Origin of the sequence: Alteribacillus sp. JSM 102045, from assembly GCF_041949975.1 — a bacterium.
GTDB lineage: Bacteria > Bacillota > Bacilli > Bacillales > Marinococcaceae > Alteribacillus.
This window is the reverse complement of record NZ_JBHFQG010000003.1, coordinates 172,614-189,188: the sequence shown is the minus strand read 5'-3', so window position 1 is coordinate 189,188 and position 16,575 is coordinate 172,614. Positions and strand designations below refer to the sequence as shown.

The window sequence follows — 16,575 nt, the reverse complement described above, 5'->3', positions numbered from 1 at the left end:
ATGAGTCTAGACGCATTTTTGCACAATCTACATTTTGACATTGACAAGATAAGCCCACCGGATTGGGAAGTGGATTGGGAAGATGCTCCGCTTCCGTATAAGCTCTACCTTGGCTTACCAGTGGTTCCGCTTTCTCCAGAAATACCGCTCACACTTGAAGAGCAAGAAACACCTGTAAAGCCACAACATCGCGATATCGGCCATTTTCTCTGGTATGTATATGGTCTTACCGAATTTTCCCAGTCAGTCTTGAACACGGGACCTTCAAAACACGCACCGGGCCTTATGGAGTCTTACCGAAGGTTTGTTCCTTCCGGCGGTTCATTGTATCCAAACGAATTGTATGTGTATCTGAAGGTGGAAGATTTACCTACTGGAGTGTATCATTTTGATGCAGCACATCACCGCTTAGTTTTGTTACGAGAAGGGAATTTTGATTCATATATAGCTCGTTCTGTAGGTAATCGCTGCAACGTTTCCGCTTGTTTTGGTACTGTTTTTGTGTCAACGATGTTTCTGAAAAATTTCTTTAAGTATAATAATTTTTCTTACCGTCTCCAAGGTCTGGATACAGGTGTTTTGATCGGACAGCTGCTGGAAGTGGCAAAGCGGTTTGGCTTTAAATCGGATGTGTATTTTCAATTTCTGGACCGGGCCGCTAATCATCTTCTCGGGTTATCTGAAAAGGAGGAAAGCGTTTATGCGGTAATCCCGTTATCCGTAGAACCTATAACTCAGTTTCCTAACGAGGAAGGCATCTCATCAATCCAATTATGTCGAGATTTGAAAAGGAAGGAGTTTAATTATTACGTCCGTTCACAGAAAGAGATAGAGTTTCCGATGTTAATCAAGATGAATGAAGCATCCATGATCGAATCAACAGAATCGATTCGGAAGATCCAATCAAAATCAAAAGAGGTTATGAATGATGAAAGTCAAATGATACCTCTTCCTCAAGGAAATAGGTTGTCTTATGATCTGGTGTCAGTCTGCAGGCAGCGATACTCCCCAGACATGGATTTTGTTTTGGGGAAGGTAAGCCAATACCAACTTGCAGCCCTTCTACGTGAGGCAAAGGCTTCCTTCTTGTATCAAAATGATTTGGACGGAACAAATCAGAAACACGAGGCGCGTGTCTCATTGTATGGTTGTTTGCATAACGTTGAAGGCATTCCTGATGGTGCTTATTATTATGATGGTGCTGCTCATGCGTTACGAGAGATACACCCTGGGGATCATCGACTACGTTTGCAATACGGAATGTCTATGGACAATGTAAATTTGTTCCAAGTACCGCTATGCTTACATGTTGCAGGAAATAAAAACCACTTTAAGACGATATTAGGATACAGAGGATATCGCATTCAACAAATGGAAGCAGGAATGCTTGTGCAACGATTACTATTAGCAGCATCTGCAATCGGATTTGGGGGGCACCCGCTTCTCGGATTTGATGCAAAATTGTGTGATGAGATTTACAAAATGGATCGACAAGATATGACGAGTCTAATCCAAGTCCCGATAGGTCCCCATCACCATCGGCCTTGGTTGAGAGGAAGTTTGTATAGCTAAAAACATTTATGTTTACAGATAGCATCGTGTAGAGCATGAGTTTACGTGTATTCCTTCTCTCTCATTGTTTGTTCATTGTAAAAGTGAAGCTGAAATAAATCATGTATTTGATGAGTTATCAGAAGGAGGAAATGTTTTAAAACAGCTGGCATCCAGTAGTATTTGGTTGTGTTGAATATAAATGCCGGGTGACCTGGCAACTGAATGTAATAAATAACCTAAATAACAGAAGAGACCCGTCCAAACATTCTAGAACTTACGATTTCGGTGTGTGAAACTGGGGGCGGAAGAAGAGAGGGGGGAGCCTCTTATCCGGTTTCGCAATAATCATTCGGTCTGTCGACGAGTTTAACTAATACGTGAGCTATGTGGTTGCGTTCATCTTTGTTAGATACGTTCCACATTTCACGTAATAATGGTTCTTCACGGTTTCTCGGCTCTTCATGTTTCGCTAAATAATCAGCGAGGCGTTTTGCATTCTTCGTCAAGGCATCTTCGCCGATTCCGACCTTTTCCCCTGTTTCAACTTTATGACCTAAAAAGTCACGAAACTCTGTAAAGTTCTTCATAATGTCATCTTTTTTCTCTTCGCTCAATTCTTTCACTTTTTCTTCTGGTCTAATCATATTTACCATTTTTATCTTCCTCCTTTAAGTATTAAGTAGAGGGTTTCCTTTATCTTCGAAATGTTAAATAACGTGCAATTCTTACATAATAAAGAATGTCTACAAAGGCCATCCTATTAAAAATACATGTTGAGGAGGAGTTGTATGAATGAAATTCGACGTGTCTCTTGTTTCACGAATGAGTGATGAGATTGAAGAGTCCGGCAAAAGGATAAGAGAGATGGTTAACTCGCCGGAAGAGCTGAAATCGGAAGTACAGAAGCTTGAAAGCAGTCTTCAATCGTTGAAGTCTTTAACAGAGGAAAACAATGCAGCAGGAGCAAACGCAAATACTACACAAACATACCCTGACCAGAATCAAAGCTGACAACGTAAAAAGACCGCTCCCTTTATTTGTTGTGGAGCGGTCTCTTTTTAGCCTTCTGCTGAAGAAGCGGAAACAGTTGGTTTTCTGGATTGGGCTTTGTATACGTAGTATAAAAGAAAGGCGATAACCGATAATAGGATACCTGAAACATATGGCAAGCCAATGGAAACTGAAAAGAGCCAGCCCCCTAATGGAGGACCGACAATCCTTCCAAGCGAATCGAAGGAAGACAAAAAACCTGTAGCACTGCCATACCCTGCAGCCGATGCTTTTGTGATTAAAGCTGAAACACTAGGACGAATCACACCGTTTCCGATTCCAAAAATGCTTAAAAAGATAGCTGCTGTGGCAAAATTTTCTACGAGCAGGATTAAACCAAATCCAATAGCAGAGGTTACAATCCCAATTTGGATGACGAATCCTTCTCCAAATTTCTTCGTCAGTTTTCCAACCAGACCGCCTTGAACTAATGCACCGGCAAAACCCATGATCATAAAAATATAGCCTAGTTCTACGGTGCCCAATCCCGCTTTTTCAGCAGCAAAGTATGCAAACGTTGCTTCTAAACCCGATAGGGAGAGTGATACAAATAACTGCAGAAAATACAAAATCGATATGGGACCGTTCCATGCTTTACGGATAGGTAATTTAACAGATGATTCTTTTCCATTTGCTGTAGTTAAGGATTCTTTCAACACGAACATAATAAGTAAAAATGTAAGCAAAGAAGAAGCACCAGCTAAATAAAAAGGCAGAGCCAAGCTTGTTTCTGAAAAAATACCGCCAATCGCCGGCCCGAAAACAAACCCAAGCCCGACAGCAGCTCCAATGATACCCATTCCTTTACCGCGGTCTTCTTCACTTGTAATGTCGGCAGCATATGCCATAACAGTTGGCATGTTAGCTGCAGATAGAAAACCTCCGATAATTCTTGCGGCAAAAAGCATCCACAGCTCTGTTGCTGCTCCCATAAAGAAAAAGGAAAAAGCGAGCCCGAAAATTCCCATCATCATAACAGGCTTTCGGCCGATTCGATCAGAAATTCTTCCCCACATTGGTGCAAAAACCAGCTGCATAAACGAATAAACAGCCATTAATAGCCCTAATTGGGCAGGGGAGGCACCGAGTTCTGCTGCATAAAATGGAAGAACCGGAATGATGATTCCAAACCCCACCATGACTAGAAACATGACGCTAAATAATATAGGTAAAGCTTTTTTTGTGTCCAAAAGTTATGTCACTCCCGCTGCTGATAGTTATATGTAATCTGTACAAAATACCTGCTTATACTAATATAGCGTATAACATACAAACTCCGAAAGCTAAAACGAGCAAATTGCATAAAACTACCATTAAAAAAAGTGTCCCTGCTGAAGCAATGTGCAGCGACACTTTTAAAATAAGCCGATTCCAGTTATTTAATCATTATTACTATTTGTTGTTTCTTCTTCTTGCTGGTAAGCTTCATCGGCTTTTTTAAATTCTTTCGGGTAGAGAACCTCTTGTGTATTGCTTAATCCGTTACTTTTATCGGTCATTTGCTTATGAGGCGGTTTTTTCTCATCCATCACTATTCTCCTTCCTCATTGAATTGGTGGTACTATGTTTCCCAATGAATTCGACAATTAATCGTTTATAAGCTTCTCTATGTTTAATATTTGAGATTATTGTGTATGAGCATAACAACAGTTTTTTTAGCACTGTTAGGAAAGTGTAAAATTTTTATTGGTAAACAGTATAAGCAAAACTACGACGCCATAAGGACTTGGCGACAAACCAAGTTTTTCTAATAAAAACATCAAATGTAATGGAGGGGTAAGATGCTTACCACAAATCAAATAAATGAACAGAAAAATAAATTGCTAAGTATGAAAGAGGAAATCGAACAAACGCTGCCTGGGGGGCAGAATGAAACAGAAACACCTGAAAGAGCAGAAGGAACAGGGGAATTATCAAGCTATAGCAATCATCCAGGAGATGAAGCAACGGAATTATTTGAAAGGGAGAAAGACGCAGCTTTTAATAATAATTCCAGAGAACATTTAAATCATATTGAAACAGCATTAACAGCGATTGAGGAAGGAACATACGGTATTTGTGAAATTTGCGGAGAACCGATTTCTTTCAAGCGTTTAGAGGCTGTTCCGGAAACAAGAAGGTGTATTGAACATGCTGATAGTGAAGGAATTTTAAATGACAGAGCGGTAGAAGAAGATGTTATTCAATCTTCTGTAAAAACACGGGACAATAGGGAAGAAGTTATTTTTGACAGAGAAGATGCTTGGGATGCCGCAAGTGATCATGGGACCTCCCAAACTCCATCCGATGATTCGTCCAATCAAGGATATAATGAAGATACACAGGGAAAAATCCGGGGAAGAGCCTGGTAAAACAGAAAAAGTAGAAGATGCCCCCGTTGCTGACACCGGATATAATGCCAACCAACAAGAACGCGGCGAAGACAAAAGAAAAACCAATTATTAATAAAATGGGTGGTGCCTGTCAAAGTTTGGGACAGGCACTGTTAATGACAACAGGCTCAAACGCGGTAGAAGAAAAAGTATCAGAATTTTCTGCATGATGTGAATGTCACTCAAATGAGGAATTACCTTGTATGCAGCTCCTATTTATCATGAGACGAATAGTATGATAAAAGGGGTTGTCATATCGCATATTAATATCACCGAAAGGAAGCAGCTCGAAATAAAGCTGAGAGTATTAGATCATCTTACAAACCTATACAATTCGCAGATACCTAGAGAAAACGCTAAATGAAGGTCGTTTAGCATGCTGAAAAACACGATTCATCCTTCTCTGTCGTCATGCTTGATATTGACCATTTTAAAGAGATAAACGATGACTTTGGAAATAAAGCTGGTGATAAGACAATAACAAAAATCTCCACCCTTCTAAAAGATAACCCAAGATAACTTTCGAAAAACAGACATGTGTGCTCGTTTGGTGGGGATGAGTTTGTTATCTTTTACCAGAGACAAACAAAGATGAAAACTTAGCCGAAAGAATTTCCCAAAGTATTCAAACAGCTGAACTGCATGTATGGGATGAAATGTTAAAAGTTGACCGTCTTGATGGGAGTCGTGACATTAACATCTGATTATAATAGAGAACAAGCTCTTCAAGTAACGGATCAGCATTGTTTAGGGCAAAAAAAAACAAGGCCGCAGCTAGCCAACGCTATCCCATAAAAAATGGCTGTGCTGTTATGGAGAAGCAGAATTTAAAAAAGCCGAGGTTTAAGATGGACGATAGTTCCAAATTCCATTAATAAGCTCTTTTTTAACCTGTGTGGTCGCTTCTAAGTAATCCAGGTGGCCGATAACTTTTGACATTACCAGTGGAAACAGCTTTTCATATTTTTTCTCGTAATAAGATTGCGCTAATGAATTAGCGGTTATCTCTCCATTTTTAATCAATTGCAAGAGAGCTGCGGCTTTATTATTTATCCCATCTAATCGTTTCTTCACTAAAACTTCTGGTTTTTTGATTAACGAGCCGTGTCCGGAAAATATCAGCTCCGGCTGCAGCTCAACAGCTTTTTTCATGGATTTTATATGGTCAAGCAGAGGAGTTGTACGATGGCCGTTCAAATCAGGTTCGATCAGTGCATTGCTTGATATATGATTAATCAACAAGTCGCCGAACAGCCAATCCTTCTTCTTATCGTAAAAAGCAGCTTGGTCGTCTGCATGACCCGGCATTTCAATTATTTTTAAATTTTGGAAGAAAGATTTTAACGGAAGTATTTCTGCTTTTATGGCTTGATTTTTATTTCTTTGGAGAGCTTTCTTCAAATAAGATATGTGTTTTTGTCCTCTTTCCCCGCAGCCTGCTTCCTTGTATAAATTCTCAAAGAAACGGATTCGCCTTTGCAAAAAGTTCTCGTCTCTTTTTAAACGGGGATCGAGTGCGTATGAGCATATACTGGAATAGGATGTTCAGAAATAATACGATTTATAAGACCAATATGATCAATATGATGATGAGTTAATAGAATTTGATCGATATCTAATAGGGAAAACCCATTTTCTCTTAATGTTTTCAGTAAGCTGTTCCAGCAGGCTCCACTGTTTATACCGGCATCAATTAATGAAAGAGAGCTTTCAGCTTGGTATAAATAAAATTATAACTTTTTAGATTATTATCTGCAGTAACAATGACAGGATAGACATATTTTCTTTTACTAATGTTAATGAAGATCCCCACTTTCGTTCTTAATCTGTTCATCACTAAATTATGGTAGCAAAATTATTAAAAAGTAGCATCATTTTAGTAAAAAGGCTTCTCTCTAGGAGAGAAAGTCTTTTTTATTTTACAATCTTTCAAAAATCCGCTTTTAGTAAGAGTTATTATCCTACAACAAAATGAACCTAACTTACTATAATGTGAGTACCTCGAGAAAAAAGGAGGGTTACCATTGGCCCAAAGTAGGCTTAGTACTGCTAAAAGAAAAAGGAAAAGACTCCGTAAAAAAATAGAAAATTTGGAAAAGCGTATAGCAAAAGAGAAAGCCCGGCCAGCTAGAAAGCAGCATTAATAAATTAGTTTTTAATAAATTTTTTAGATTATTCAATTAAATTCATAAAATGGCTTTCTATAACCTATGAGGTCTATATTTCAGAAGACTAATTCAATAAAGATGGGAGAGATTTAATTGGCGGAAAACAATAATTCTAGACTTAATAGATTAAATTCTAGAAGAAATAAATTGCTTGCAGAGTTGGAAGAGCTAGACAAATTCATCAATAAAACACTAGAAAGTGAGAATAGTGAGCTTTCCGGAGAAGAATATAATGGTCCGCTAAATGTGGAAAACAATGCAGAAGCAAATGCTGAAGCGGAGGCGGATTCAGAGTCGGAATCGGATGCTGAGGCGGAAGCGGATTCAGAGTCGGAATCGGATGCTGAGGCGGAAGCGGATTCAGAGTCGGAATCGGATGCTGAGGCGGAAGCGGATTCAGAGTCGGAATCGGATGCTGAGGCGGAAGCGGATTCAGAGTCGGAATCGGATGCTGAGGCGGAAGCGGATTCAGATTCGGAATCGGATGCTGAGGCGGAAGCGGATTCAGAGTCGGAATCGGATGCTGAGGCGGAAGCGGATTCAGAGTCGGAATCGGATGCTGAGGCGGAAGCGGATTCAGAGTCGGAATCGGATGCTGAGGCGGAAGCGGATTCAGATTCGGAATCGGATGCTGAGGCGGAAGCGGATTCAGAGTCGGAATCGGATGCTGAGGCGGAAGCGGATTCAGAGTCGGAATCGGATGCTGAGGCGGAAGCGGATTCAGAGTCGGAATCGGATGCTGAGGCGGAAGCGGATTCAGAGTCGGAATCGGATGCTGAGGCGGAAGCGGATTCAGAGTCAGAATCGGATGCTGAGGCGGAAGCGGATTCAGAGTCAGAATCGGATGCTGAGGCAGAAGCGGATTCAGAGTCAGAATCGGATGCTGAGGCAGAAGCGGATTCAGAGTCAGAATCGGATGCTGAGGCGGAAGCGGATTCAGAGTCAGAATCGGATGCTGAGGCAGAAGCGGATTCAGAGTCAGAATCGGATGCTGAGGCAGAAGCGGATTCAGAGTCGGAAGCGGAATCCGAATCAGTAGCATGGGCAGACTCCGAGTCGGAAGCAGAAGCAGACGCGGAAGCAGAGGCAGAAGCAGAAGCAGAAGCGGAGGCAGACGCAGAGGCAGAATCGGAGGCAGAAGCAGAAGCAGAGGCAGAAGCAGAAGCAGAGGCAGAAGCGGAGGCAGAAGCAGAAGCAGAGGCAGAAGCAGACGCGGAAGCAGAAGCGGAAGCGGAGGCAGAAGCAGAAGCAGAATCGGAGGCAGAAGCAGAAGCAGAGGCAGAAGCGGAGGCAGAAGCAGAAGCAGAAGCAGAGGCAGAAGCAGAAGCGGAAGCAGACGCGGAAGCGGAGGCAGACGCAGAGGCAGAAGCAGAAGCGGAGGCAGACGCAGAGGCAGAAGCGGAGGCAGAAGCAGAAGCAGAGGCAGAAGCGGAGGCAGAAGCAGAGGCAGAAGCAGAGGCAGAAGCAGAAGCGGAGGCAGACGCAGAAGCAGAAGCGGAAGCGGAGGCAGACGCAGACGCAGACGCAGACGCAGACGCGGAAGCGGAGGCAGAAGCAGAGGCAGAAGCAGAAGCGGAAGCGGAGGCAGAAGCAGAAGCGGAAGCAGAGGCAGAAGCAGAGGCAGAGGCAGAAGCGGAGGCAGAGGCAGACGCAGAAGCGGAAGCAGACGCGGAAGCAGAAGCGGAAGCGGAGGCAGACGCGGAAGCGGAGGCAGAAGCAGAAGCGGAAGCAGAAGCGGAAGCGGAGGCAGACGCAGAAGCGGAGGCAGAAGCGGAAGCGGAGGCAGAAGCGGAAGCGGAGGCAGAAGCAGAGGCAGAAGCAGAAGCGGAGGCAGAGGCAGAAGCAGACGCGGAAGCAGAAGCGGAGGCAGAGGCAGAGGCAGAGGCAGAAGCAGAAGCAGAGGCAGAAGCAGAAGCGGAAGCAGAAGCAGAGGCAGAAGCGGAGGCAGAGGCAGAGGCAGACGCAGAAGCGGAAGCAGAAGCAGAAGCAGAGGCAGAAGCAGAGGCAGAGGCAGAAGCGGAGGCAGAAGCAGAGGCAGAAGCAGAGGCAGAAGCAGAAGCGGAGGCAGACGCAGAAGCAGAAGCGGAAGCGGAGGCAGACGCAGACGCAGACGCAGAAGCAGAAGCAGAGGCAGAAGCAGAAGCGGAAGCGGAGGCAGAAGCAGAGGCAGAAGCAGAGGCAGAGGCAGAAGCGGAGGCAGAGGCAGAGGCAGAAGCGGAAGCAGAAGCGGAAGCAGAAGCGGAAGCGGAGGCAGACGCGGAAGCGGAGGCAGACGCAGAAGCGGAAGCAGAAGCGGAAGCGGAGGCAGACGCAGAAGCAGAAGCGGAAGCGGAGGCAGAAGCGGAAGCGGAGGCAGAAGCAGAGGCAGAAGCAGAAGCGGAGGCAGAGGCAGAAGCAGACGCGGAAGCAGACGCGGAAGCAGAAGCGGAGGCAGAGGCAGAGGCAGAAGCGGAAGCGGAGGCAGACGCAGAAGCAGAAGCGGAAGCGGAGGCAGAGGCAGAGGCAGAGGCAGACGCAGACGCGGAAGCAGAAGCAGAGGCAGAAGCGGAGGCAGAAGCAGAGGCAGAAGCAGAAGCAGACGCGGAAGCGGAGGCAGAAGCAGAGGCAGAGGCAGAAGCGGAGGCAGAGGCAGAAGCAGAAGCAGAAGCAGAAGCAGAAGCGGAGGCAGAGGCAGAGGCAGACGCGGAAGCAGAAGCAGAGGCAGAAGCAGAGGCAGAAGCGGAGGCAGAAGCAGAGGCAGAAGCAGAAGCGGAGGCAGAGGCAGAGGCAGAAGCAGAGGCAGAAGCAGAAGCGGAAGCGGAGGCAGAGGCAGAAGCGGAGGCAGAGGCAGAAGCAGAGGCAGAAGCAGACGCGGAAGCAGAAGCGGAGGCAGAGGCAGAGGCAGAGGCAGAGGCAGAAGCAGAGGCAGAAGCAGACGCGGAAGCGGAGGCAGACGCAGAAGCGGAGGCAGAGGCAGAAGCAGAGGCAGAAGCAGAAGCGGAAGCAGAGGCAGAGGCAGAAGCAGAGGCAGAGGCAGAAGCGGAGGCAGAGGCAGAAGCAGAGGCAGAAGCAGACGCGGAAGCGGAGGCAGAGGCAGAAGCAGAGGCAGACTCTGAATCAGAATCCTCTACTAGCTTTGACAATAATACGATTACCGCAGATGCTGGCGGAAATACACTGACAACAGGGGACAATACTCTAATTAATATGTACGATGGAGGTACTCAGCCGATAGCTATGGCTATATCTACACTTGTTATGTTAGAAGCACTCCAAGGTAAGGATACCGATGCACTTATCTCCAAGCTAACAAATACACTAAACGTAATGTCACAAGAAGGTGATGTTAAACGCAAAGCTATAATGGATGCTGTTAACTCTCTTAAAAAAGAATAAATTATTAAATAATTGGAGGAGATAGGATGGCAAAAAAGAACGTATCGCGCTGTTCAATACCTGTAAGAAATAAAAAGGAATTGTATGTAAAAATAAAAAATAATAGTGCTGCACAAAAGCCCCGTAAATTAAACATGAATGCATACGACAAAGACTCAGTTGAAAAAGAATCATTACCGATATATTTAAATGATCAATTAATTAAAGCAGACACCTTAAAATATGGAGAAGAGAAAATTTATAAAATAGAAGCAGCTAATGTGAAAAGAAAAGTTGTTTTTGAAACTACCCAAATAAAAGGAGGATCTGGTCTCACGGTATCTTCTAAAAATAAAGGAGCCATTCACGCTGAAATAGGAATCAAGTAACGGATGACGCCCATCAGAGATGACTCTGTTGGGCGTCACTTTTATTGTAATCTATTTGCTTGCTGCTTTACTTTCTCATTTATGATCTGAAAATTATCTTCTATCACTGAATTTTTCATAGCATCCCTATATATCTGATCGAGTTCTTCTTTATTTCGTTTCGCTTTTTTTAAGAAAACCCCGCCTTTTTTCATATAGCTTTTATATTTTGCAGTAAGTTTATTTATTTCCTTTTCGTACTTTTCATCTGTACCCGGCACTACCGTTTTTTTATAGAGATCAATGATTTCATCGCTGTCTTTCTCTGGGAGATATTCATGAGGATCAGTACTGTCAAAAACGCAAAAATCAAGCTCTCTCACGATGAGCATATCCATGCTTTCTGGATCGAAGCCGCAATGATACATTTCGACATCGAAGCCAAGTTTTTCGGCGGGTGCAGCTAATTTTCTTAACAAGGTTGATTTACCAGTGCCTGCGCGACCTTTAATAAAATATCTTTTCCCCAAATCCTCAGTCAAATTGGGGATGTAGTCTATCACACCGTTTGGGGTGGAAGCGCCAAAAAAACGATGCTTTGTAATGGAATTTTTTCCTGTTGGTTCTAGAGTGCGGTATAATTGTTTTTTTACATCGATGGCGAGTTGATCTGCTTTCGCAAAATCCATGTTTTTAATGTAAATGTCTTCTAAATCATCATGAACGAATAAACCAGTTTTAAATAATTCGAGTGATGACTGAAAAGCTCTATTTATTCGGTGATGGTAACGATTAATCGTATTGTCCTGGTCTGCAAGACGTTCTTTCCTTAGAAATTCGTCGTCTGTGTTTATCTCTGCTTCTGAAACAGTCTCTAATGATATATCACCACAAGCGCTGTCATAAATCCCAATTTTTAAATCCGGAAAAATAATTCCGTCCAATGCTTCGTTGTTTGAGGAACAATGAATCCATTCAATGCTGAAGCCTTTTCTTTGCCATTCCTCTGCAATTTTTTTCATTGCCTCTGATTTTACCGAACTAGAGACACCTGTTAATTTTATGACAAGGTCAAGTCCTTGAAAGTTTGTTGTATACAACGGGTAAAATCCTTTAGCTGTGTAGTCTCCAGCGAAATAGTGTTTATCTTTTTCAGCCATGCCAAGCACACTCCCTAAAAGCGTAATCCGTTTCACTTATACAGTAAAATATGCAGCGTCAGCTTATAGGTGAATGTCTAATTGGCATGAACCTGCTAGTTTTCTGTTTGAGGTTCCTCATTTATCGTCCAGTTCTGGTCTTCATCTGTTTCGATAACTCCTAACGTCACGTCATCTATATCCGGATCGTCTAAAATGTTTTCACGCAGCTGGAATTTAATATCCTCTGCCTGATCAAGAGTAAGCCCTTTTCTCAATTCAACATAACTTTCTACATGATATTGCCGGCCTTCTTGAAGGATTCTCATCGCTTGAATGTCCTGTACGTCCTTATGGTCCAATATTAATCTGGCGATACGGTCCGTCACCTTTTTAGGTGCTGCTACACCGATTAATCCAACGGTATTGTCATAGCCGAGTTTTAATGCAATGATAACTAGCAGTAAACCAATAAACAAGGTGCCCACTCCATCTAAAACATATAATCCTGTAAAATGAGCTAAAACAACAAAGACCAAAGCAAGAAAGGCTCCAAAAGTGGCAATAATATCTTCATAAAAAACCAGTCGTGTCGGCGGCGCTGCATATTGAATATTTTTAAAAGCGGTCGGAACAATTTGAAAACCTGTCGCACTGGAATGGGATTCTTTCACTACTTCTTTCATGGCTTTGATTAATACGAAACCATCAATTAATACAGATATCATAAGGATAATCACATTCAACCAAAAGTTTGAAGAAGCTTTTGGCTCCTTGATCGTTTCCCAGCCTGTTAATATGGTTTCATATGACATGATGGCAACAATAATAACGGCCACTAAAACAAAGAGATTTACAACACGTCCAAAGCCTGTTGGAAACCGTTTGGTCGGCTCTTTCTCAGCGAGCGCGCTTCCGAAAAAAACAAAACCTTGATTGGTGGCATCTGCCAAAGAATGCATGGTAGTAGCAAACATAGCACTGCTTCCGCTGATCGCAGCAGCAAAGCCTTTGATTGTAGCTAAAACAATATTTCCAAGCGCAGATATAGCTGAAGATGTGTTGCCTCGTTTTAAAAAGTTGATAATTCTCATATTTTTATCACCATCCGTTTTATGTCATTCCTTTTTAATATGAACGAAAATATGAATAGCATGCCGAGGCTTTTTGTACAGATATTAAATACAGGGTTTCTGCCTTTTTTTTATTTCTTTAAAGCCTGGGACCGCATGTCTTCTTGACGAAAAAACGATAGATGTATAAAATGTGACTATATATACCAAGATAAAGCGAAAACAGGGAGGAGTACTTTCATTTCCGCCTGTCCAGAGAGAAAAATCCTTGGCTGCGAGATTTTTCAGGTTAAATGAAAGGAAGGTCGCCCTCGAGCAGCTTCCTTGAATGAAAAGTAGGGGAAGACGGTAGATCCGTTATCCGTTTAAGTGCACACAAGGCAAGCATGTCTAATGTTTACTTTTGCGTGAATAAAGGTGGTACCGCGATCCTCTCTTCGTCCTTTAAAGATGAAGAGGGGTTTTTTGTTTAGCAAAAAAAGTGCCGTTTTTTAGTTAAAGTTCTGAAGAAAAAAAGAGAGCCGAAGAAAGCAGTAGAAGAGCTGAACCGGATGGAAGAGAGCTGAACCAGGCGAGAAAAGAGCGGAAACAAGCAGGATAAGAACCGAATCATCAGAGAGAAGAGTTGAAACAAGCAGGAAAAGAGAATGGAGGATCGAACCATCCAGGAGAAGAGCCGAACCCTGCGAAAACAAAGAAGCACCGCATGTTTTGCTTAAATAAACATACCGACGAAGGAACAGAAAAAAGGAGAGTGTAAGATGGCAAATCAAGAAACAGCAATGCCGACAAAGTATGATCCGAAAGACACAGAAGCCAAATGGTATCCGTTTTGGACGGATGGAGAATTTTTTAAAGCAGAAGGAGAAGGCGATAAAGAACCCTATACCATTGTGATTCCTCCTCCAAATGTAACCGGGCGTCTTCATCTCGGTCATGCATGGGATACAACGCTGCAGGATATTACTTCCCGCGCCAAGCGTATGCAGGGCTATGATATGCTTTGGCTTCCGGGAATGGATCACGCCGGTATTGCAACACAGGCGAAGGTGGAAGGTAAACTAAAAGAAGAAGGTAAGAGCCGATATGATCTCGGCCGTGAAAAATTTCTCGAAAAATCATGGGAGTGGAAGGAAGAATATGCTGATTTTATCCGTCAGCAATGGGCGAAATTAGGCTTGTCCCTCGACTATTCCAGAGAGCGTTTTACATTGGATGATGGGCTTTCCAAAGCTGTGCGCGAGGTATTTGTCACTCTGTACAATAAAGGATTGATTTACCGAGGCGAATATATCATTAACTGGGATCCGGCAACACAAACGGCTCTATCTGACATTGAAGTAGAATACAAAGATGTTCAAGGTCATTTTTACCATATGAAATATCCGTTAAAAGACGGCTCCGGACACATAGAAGTAGCAACAACCCGTCCAGAAACGATGTTAGGTGATACAGCGGTAGCCGTTCACCCGGATGATGAGCGTTACCAGCACTTGATCGGCAAAACTGTGGTTCTTCCTGTAGTTGGACGTGAAATGGAGATCATTGCTGATGATTATGTCGATATGGAATTTGGTTCAGGAGCGGTGAAAATTACGCCGGCTCATGATCCGAATGACTTTGAAATGGGCAACCGCCATGAACTGGAACGGGTGCTTGTAATGGATGAAGGCGGAAAAATGAATGAAAACGCCGGTAAGTATCAAGGCCTGGATCGTTTTGAGTGCAGGAAGAAGCTCGTAAAAGATCTCCAGGAAGAAGGCATTCTCTTTAAAATCGAAGAACATATGCACTCTGTCGGTCATTCAGAGCGGAGTGGCGCCGTAGTAGAGCCTTATCTTTCCACACAATGGTTTGTAAAAATGAAACCGCTGGCCGAGCAGGCAATACAACTGCAAAAGCAGGAAGGAAAAGTAAATTTCGTGCCGGACCGTTTTGAAAAAACATATTTGCACTGGCTGGAAAATATCCGGGACTGGTGTATTTCCCGACAGCTCTGGTGGGGCCACCGTGTACCTGCCTGGTACCATAAAGAAACAGGCGAGATTTACGTAGGCCATGAGGCGCCAAAAGATGCACAAAACTGGGAGCAGGATGAAGATGTATTAGATACATGGTTCAGCTCCGCTCTATGGCCATTTTCTACGATGGGCTGGCCGGATACCAATTCTTCTGATTTTCAGCGGTTCTATCCGACGAATGTTCTTGTTACGGGCTATGACATTATCTTTTTCTGGGTATCCCGTATGATCTTCCAGGGTCTTGAATTCACCGGAAAGCGTCCGTTCAACGATGTATTAATTCACGGTCTGGTTCGTGATGCAGATGGCCGGAAAATGAGTAAGTCGCTTGGTAACGGTGTTGATCCAATGGATGTTATTGAAAAATATGGAGCAGATGCCCTGCGCTTTTTCCTGGCGACCGGAACAACACCGGGTAATGACTTACGTTTCCACTGGGAAAAAGTCGAAGCCAACTGGAACTTTGCCAATAAAATTTGGAACGCTTCTCGTTTTGCGCTTATGAATATGGGCGGCCTAAGCTATGAAGAGATTAATTTGGACGGGGAAAAAACGATCGCAGACCGCTGGATTTTAACGCGCCTGCAGGAAACCATTAAAGATGTAACCCGCTTAATGGACAGCTATGAGTTTGGTGAAGTGGGACGTCTTCTTTATAACTTCATTTGGGATGATGTGTGTGATTGGTATATTGAAATGGCAAAGCTGCCGCTTTACGGCGAAGATGAAAATGCGAAAAAAACGACACGTTCGGTGCTGGCGTATGTTCTTGATCACACCATGCGGCTGCTTCATCCAATTATGCCGTTTATCACAGAAGAAATCTGGCAGCATCTTCCACACAGCGGGGAATCGATCACAACAGCTGCTTGGCCGGAAGCTAAGGATGAATATATTGACAGTGAGTCCGTTAAAGATATGGAGCTGTTAAAAAGTGTGATCCGCTCTGTGCGTAACACCCGTGCTGAAATGAATGTCGCTCCAAGTAAACCAATTGATTTGCAAATTAATGCCGCAGATCAAAATGTGCTTACCCAATTAGAGCGCGGCCGCAGCTATCTCGAGCATTTCTGTAACCCAGAAAAACTTATAGTGAAAACCGATCTCGATGCCTCGGAAAAATCTGTGTCGCAAGTACTAACTGGTGCAACGCTCTATATGCCGCTTGCTGGTTTGATTGATCTTGATGAGGAAGTCGCGCGCCTTGAAAAAGAAAAAGAGAAGCTTAATAAGGAAGTGGAACGTGTACAGAAAAAACTTTCAAACGAAGGTTTTGTTAAAAAAGCACCAGAACATGTCGTAGAAGAAGAAAAACAAAAAGAAAAGGATTATCTGGAAAAACGCGAAAAAGTAACAGCTCGTATTAAAGAGTTAAAAGCATAAATGAAAGAAAGACCACCGCGGTAGTCACGCTATGCAGCAATTAAAGAAGGCTCTAGAGTAAATGTTGTGGTGTCTCCTTTAAAATTGGGGAAG

At 43.4% G+C, this 16,575-nt stretch carries 14 protein-coding genes, 2 pseudogenes and 1 other annotated feature; of the genes and pseudogenes, 9 read left to right on the top strand and 7 right to left on the bottom strand.

Features of this window, described 5'->3' with window-relative positions; genetic code table 11:
- Together ACE1TI_RS03675 and ACE1TI_RS03670 are read left to right on the top strand one after the other, a co-directional pair.
- Nucleotides 1–1,572 carry a SagB family peptide dehydrogenase gene (locus tag ACE1TI_RS03675; RefSeq protein WP_375006221.1) on the top strand — a complete coding sequence of 524 codons (1,572 nt, stop codon included), beginning with the start codon at nucleotides 1–3 and terminating at the stop codon, nucleotides 1,570–1,572.
- A 46-nt stretch (nucleotides 1,573–1,618) separates the two neighbouring features.
- Nucleotides 1,619–1,747 (top strand): annotated as a pseudogene (locus ACE1TI_RS03670) (hypothetical protein); the annotation flags it as partial.
- Nucleotides 1,748–1,880: 133 nt separating this feature from the next.
- Here ACE1TI_RS03670 and ACE1TI_RS03665 read toward each other — a convergent pair.
- Entirely contained in the window at nucleotides 1,881–2,207 is a 327-nt protein-coding gene (locus ACE1TI_RS03665) for a DUF3243 domain-containing protein (RefSeq protein ID WP_375006220.1), read from the bottom strand.
- Between the two features lie 139 nt (nucleotides 2,208–2,346).
- On the opposite strand from ACE1TI_RS03665, the gene ACE1TI_RS03660 reads away from it, so the two are divergent.
- The gene (locus tag ACE1TI_RS03660) at nucleotides 2,347–2,565 is read left to right on the top strand and encodes a hypothetical protein (protein WP_375006219.1); all 219 of its coding nucleotides are present in this window, start codon (nucleotides 2,347–2,349) and stop codon (nucleotides 2,563–2,565) included.
- 47 nt (nucleotides 2,566–2,612) lie between these two features.
- Here the strand turns inward: ACE1TI_RS03660 and ACE1TI_RS03655 are convergent, their stop codons facing one another.
- Together ACE1TI_RS03655 and ACE1TI_RS03650 are read right to left on the bottom strand one after the other, a co-directional pair.
- Nucleotides 2,613–3,794: an MFS transporter gene (locus tag ACE1TI_RS03655; protein ID WP_375006218.1), complete on the bottom strand. Its 1,182-nt coding sequence runs from the start codon at nucleotides 3,792–3,794 to the stop codon at nucleotides 2,613–2,615.
- A gap of 189 nt (nucleotides 3,795–3,983) precedes the next feature.
- The gene (locus tag ACE1TI_RS03650) at nucleotides 3,984–4,133 is read right to left on the bottom strand and encodes a YfhE family protein (RefSeq protein ID WP_375006217.1); all 150 of its coding nucleotides are present in this window, start codon (nucleotides 4,131–4,133) and stop codon (nucleotides 3,984–3,986) included.
- Nucleotides 4,134–4,385: 252 nt separating this feature from the next.
- Between ACE1TI_RS03650 and ACE1TI_RS03645 the strand changes: the two genes are divergently transcribed.
- From ACE1TI_RS03645 to ACE1TI_RS03635, 3 genes and pseudogenes are all read left to right on the top strand, one after another.
- Nucleotides 4,386–4,955: a TraR/DksA C4-type zinc finger protein gene (locus tag ACE1TI_RS03645; protein ID WP_375006216.1), complete on the top strand. Its 570-nt coding sequence runs from the start codon at nucleotides 4,386–4,388 to the stop codon at nucleotides 4,953–4,955.
- Between the two features lie 26 nt (nucleotides 4,956–4,981).
- Nucleotides 4,982–5,146: a hypothetical protein gene (locus tag ACE1TI_RS03640; RefSeq protein ID WP_375006215.1), complete on the top strand. Its 165-nt coding sequence runs from the start codon at nucleotides 4,982–4,984 to the stop codon at nucleotides 5,144–5,146.
- Nucleotides 5,147–5,366: 220 nt separating this feature from the next.
- Nucleotides 5,367–5,495 (top strand): annotated as a pseudogene (locus ACE1TI_RS03635) (GGDEF domain-containing protein); the annotation flags it as partial.
- A 324-nt stretch (nucleotides 5,496–5,819) separates the two neighbouring features.
- Here the strand turns inward: ACE1TI_RS03635 and ACE1TI_RS03630 are convergent.
- On the bottom strand, nucleotides 5,820–6,458 hold the full coding sequence (locus ACE1TI_RS03630; RefSeq protein ID WP_375006214.1) for an MBL fold metallo-hydrolase: 639 nt from the start codon (nucleotides 6,456–6,458) through the stop codon (nucleotides 5,820–5,822).
- A gap of 17 nt (nucleotides 6,459–6,475) precedes the next feature.
- Nucleotides 6,476–6,658 (bottom strand): MBL fold metallo-hydrolase, encoded by a 183-nt coding sequence (locus ACE1TI_RS03625; protein WP_375006259.1) that lies wholly within the window; start codon nucleotides 6,656–6,658, stop codon nucleotides 6,476–6,478.
- A gap of 579 nt (nucleotides 6,659–7,237) precedes the next feature.
- Between ACE1TI_RS03625 and ACE1TI_RS03620 the strand changes: the two genes are divergently transcribed.
- Both ACE1TI_RS03620 and ACE1TI_RS03615 read left to right on the top strand, forming a co-directional pair.
- Nucleotides 7,238–10,519, top strand: coding sequence for a hypothetical protein (locus ACE1TI_RS03620; RefSeq protein WP_375006213.1), 3,282 nt, complete (start codon nucleotides 7,238–7,240; stop codon nucleotides 10,517–10,519).
- Nucleotides 10,520–10,545: 26 nt separating this feature from the next.
- A complete protein-coding gene (locus tag ACE1TI_RS03615) occupies nucleotides 10,546–10,887 on the top strand; it encodes a hypothetical protein (RefSeq protein ID WP_375006212.1) in 342 nt (113 codons plus the stop codon).
- A 41-nt stretch (nucleotides 10,888–10,928) separates the two neighbouring features.
- On the opposite strand, the gene ACE1TI_RS03610 is transcribed toward ACE1TI_RS03615, so the two are convergent.
- The gene (locus ACE1TI_RS03610; RefSeq protein ID WP_375006211.1) at nucleotides 10,929–12,026 is read right to left on the bottom strand and encodes a hypothetical protein; all 1,098 of its coding nucleotides are present in this window, start codon (nucleotides 12,024–12,026) and stop codon (nucleotides 10,929–10,931) included.
- 95 nt (nucleotides 12,027–12,121) lie between these two features.
- Complete coding sequence (locus ACE1TI_RS03605) at nucleotides 12,122–13,099, bottom strand: cation diffusion facilitator family transporter (protein WP_375006210.1); 978 nt, start codon at nucleotides 13,097–13,099, stop codon at nucleotides 12,122–12,124.
- 189 nt (nucleotides 13,100–13,288) lie between these two features.
- Nucleotides 13,289–13,526, top strand: a binding site (T-box leader).
- 313 nt (nucleotides 13,527–13,839) lie between these two features.
- Here ACE1TI_RS03605 and ACE1TI_RS03600 point away from each other — a divergent pair.
- A complete protein-coding gene (locus ACE1TI_RS03600; protein WP_375006209.1) occupies nucleotides 13,840–16,482 on the top strand; it encodes a valine--tRNA ligase in 2,643 nt (880 codons plus the stop codon).
- The last annotated feature ends 93 nt before the right edge of the window (nucleotides 16,483–16,575 follow it).

What these genes read in the sequence shown, in the direction of transcription:
- ACE1TI_RS03675 (WP_375006221.1), top strand. Translation starts at nt 1, where the DNA reads ATGAGTCTAGACGCATTTTTGCACAATCTACATTTTGACATTGACAAG.
- ACE1TI_RS03665 (WP_375006220.1), bottom strand. Translation starts at nt 2,207, where the DNA reads ATGGTAAATATGATTAGACCAGAAGAAAAAGTGAAAGAATTGAGCGAA.
- ACE1TI_RS03660 (WP_375006219.1), top strand. Translation starts at nt 2,347, where the DNA reads ATGAAATTCGACGTGTCTCTTGTTTCACGAATGAGTGATGAGATTGAA.
- ACE1TI_RS03650 (WP_375006217.1), bottom strand. Translation starts at nt 4,133, where the DNA reads ATGGATGAGAAAAAACCGCCTCATAAGCAAATGACCGATAAAAGTAAC.
- ACE1TI_RS03645 (WP_375006216.1), top strand. Translation starts at nt 4,386, where the DNA reads ATGCTTACCACAAATCAAATAAATGAACAGAAAAATAAATTGCTAAGT.
- ACE1TI_RS03615 (WP_375006212.1), top strand. Translation starts at nt 10,546, where the DNA reads ATGGCAAAAAAGAACGTATCGCGCTGTTCAATACCTGTAAGAAATAAA.
- ACE1TI_RS03610 (WP_375006211.1), bottom strand. Translation starts at nt 12,026, where the DNA reads ATGGCTGAAAAAGATAAACACTATTTCGCTGGAGACTACACAGCTAAA.
- ACE1TI_RS03605 (WP_375006210.1), bottom strand. Translation starts at nt 13,099, where the DNA reads ATGAGAATTATCAACTTTTTAAAACGAGGCAACACATCTTCAGCTATA.
- ACE1TI_RS03600 (WP_375006209.1), top strand. Translation starts at nt 13,840, where the DNA reads ATGGCAAATCAAGAAACAGCAATGCCGACAAAGTATGATCCGAAAGAC.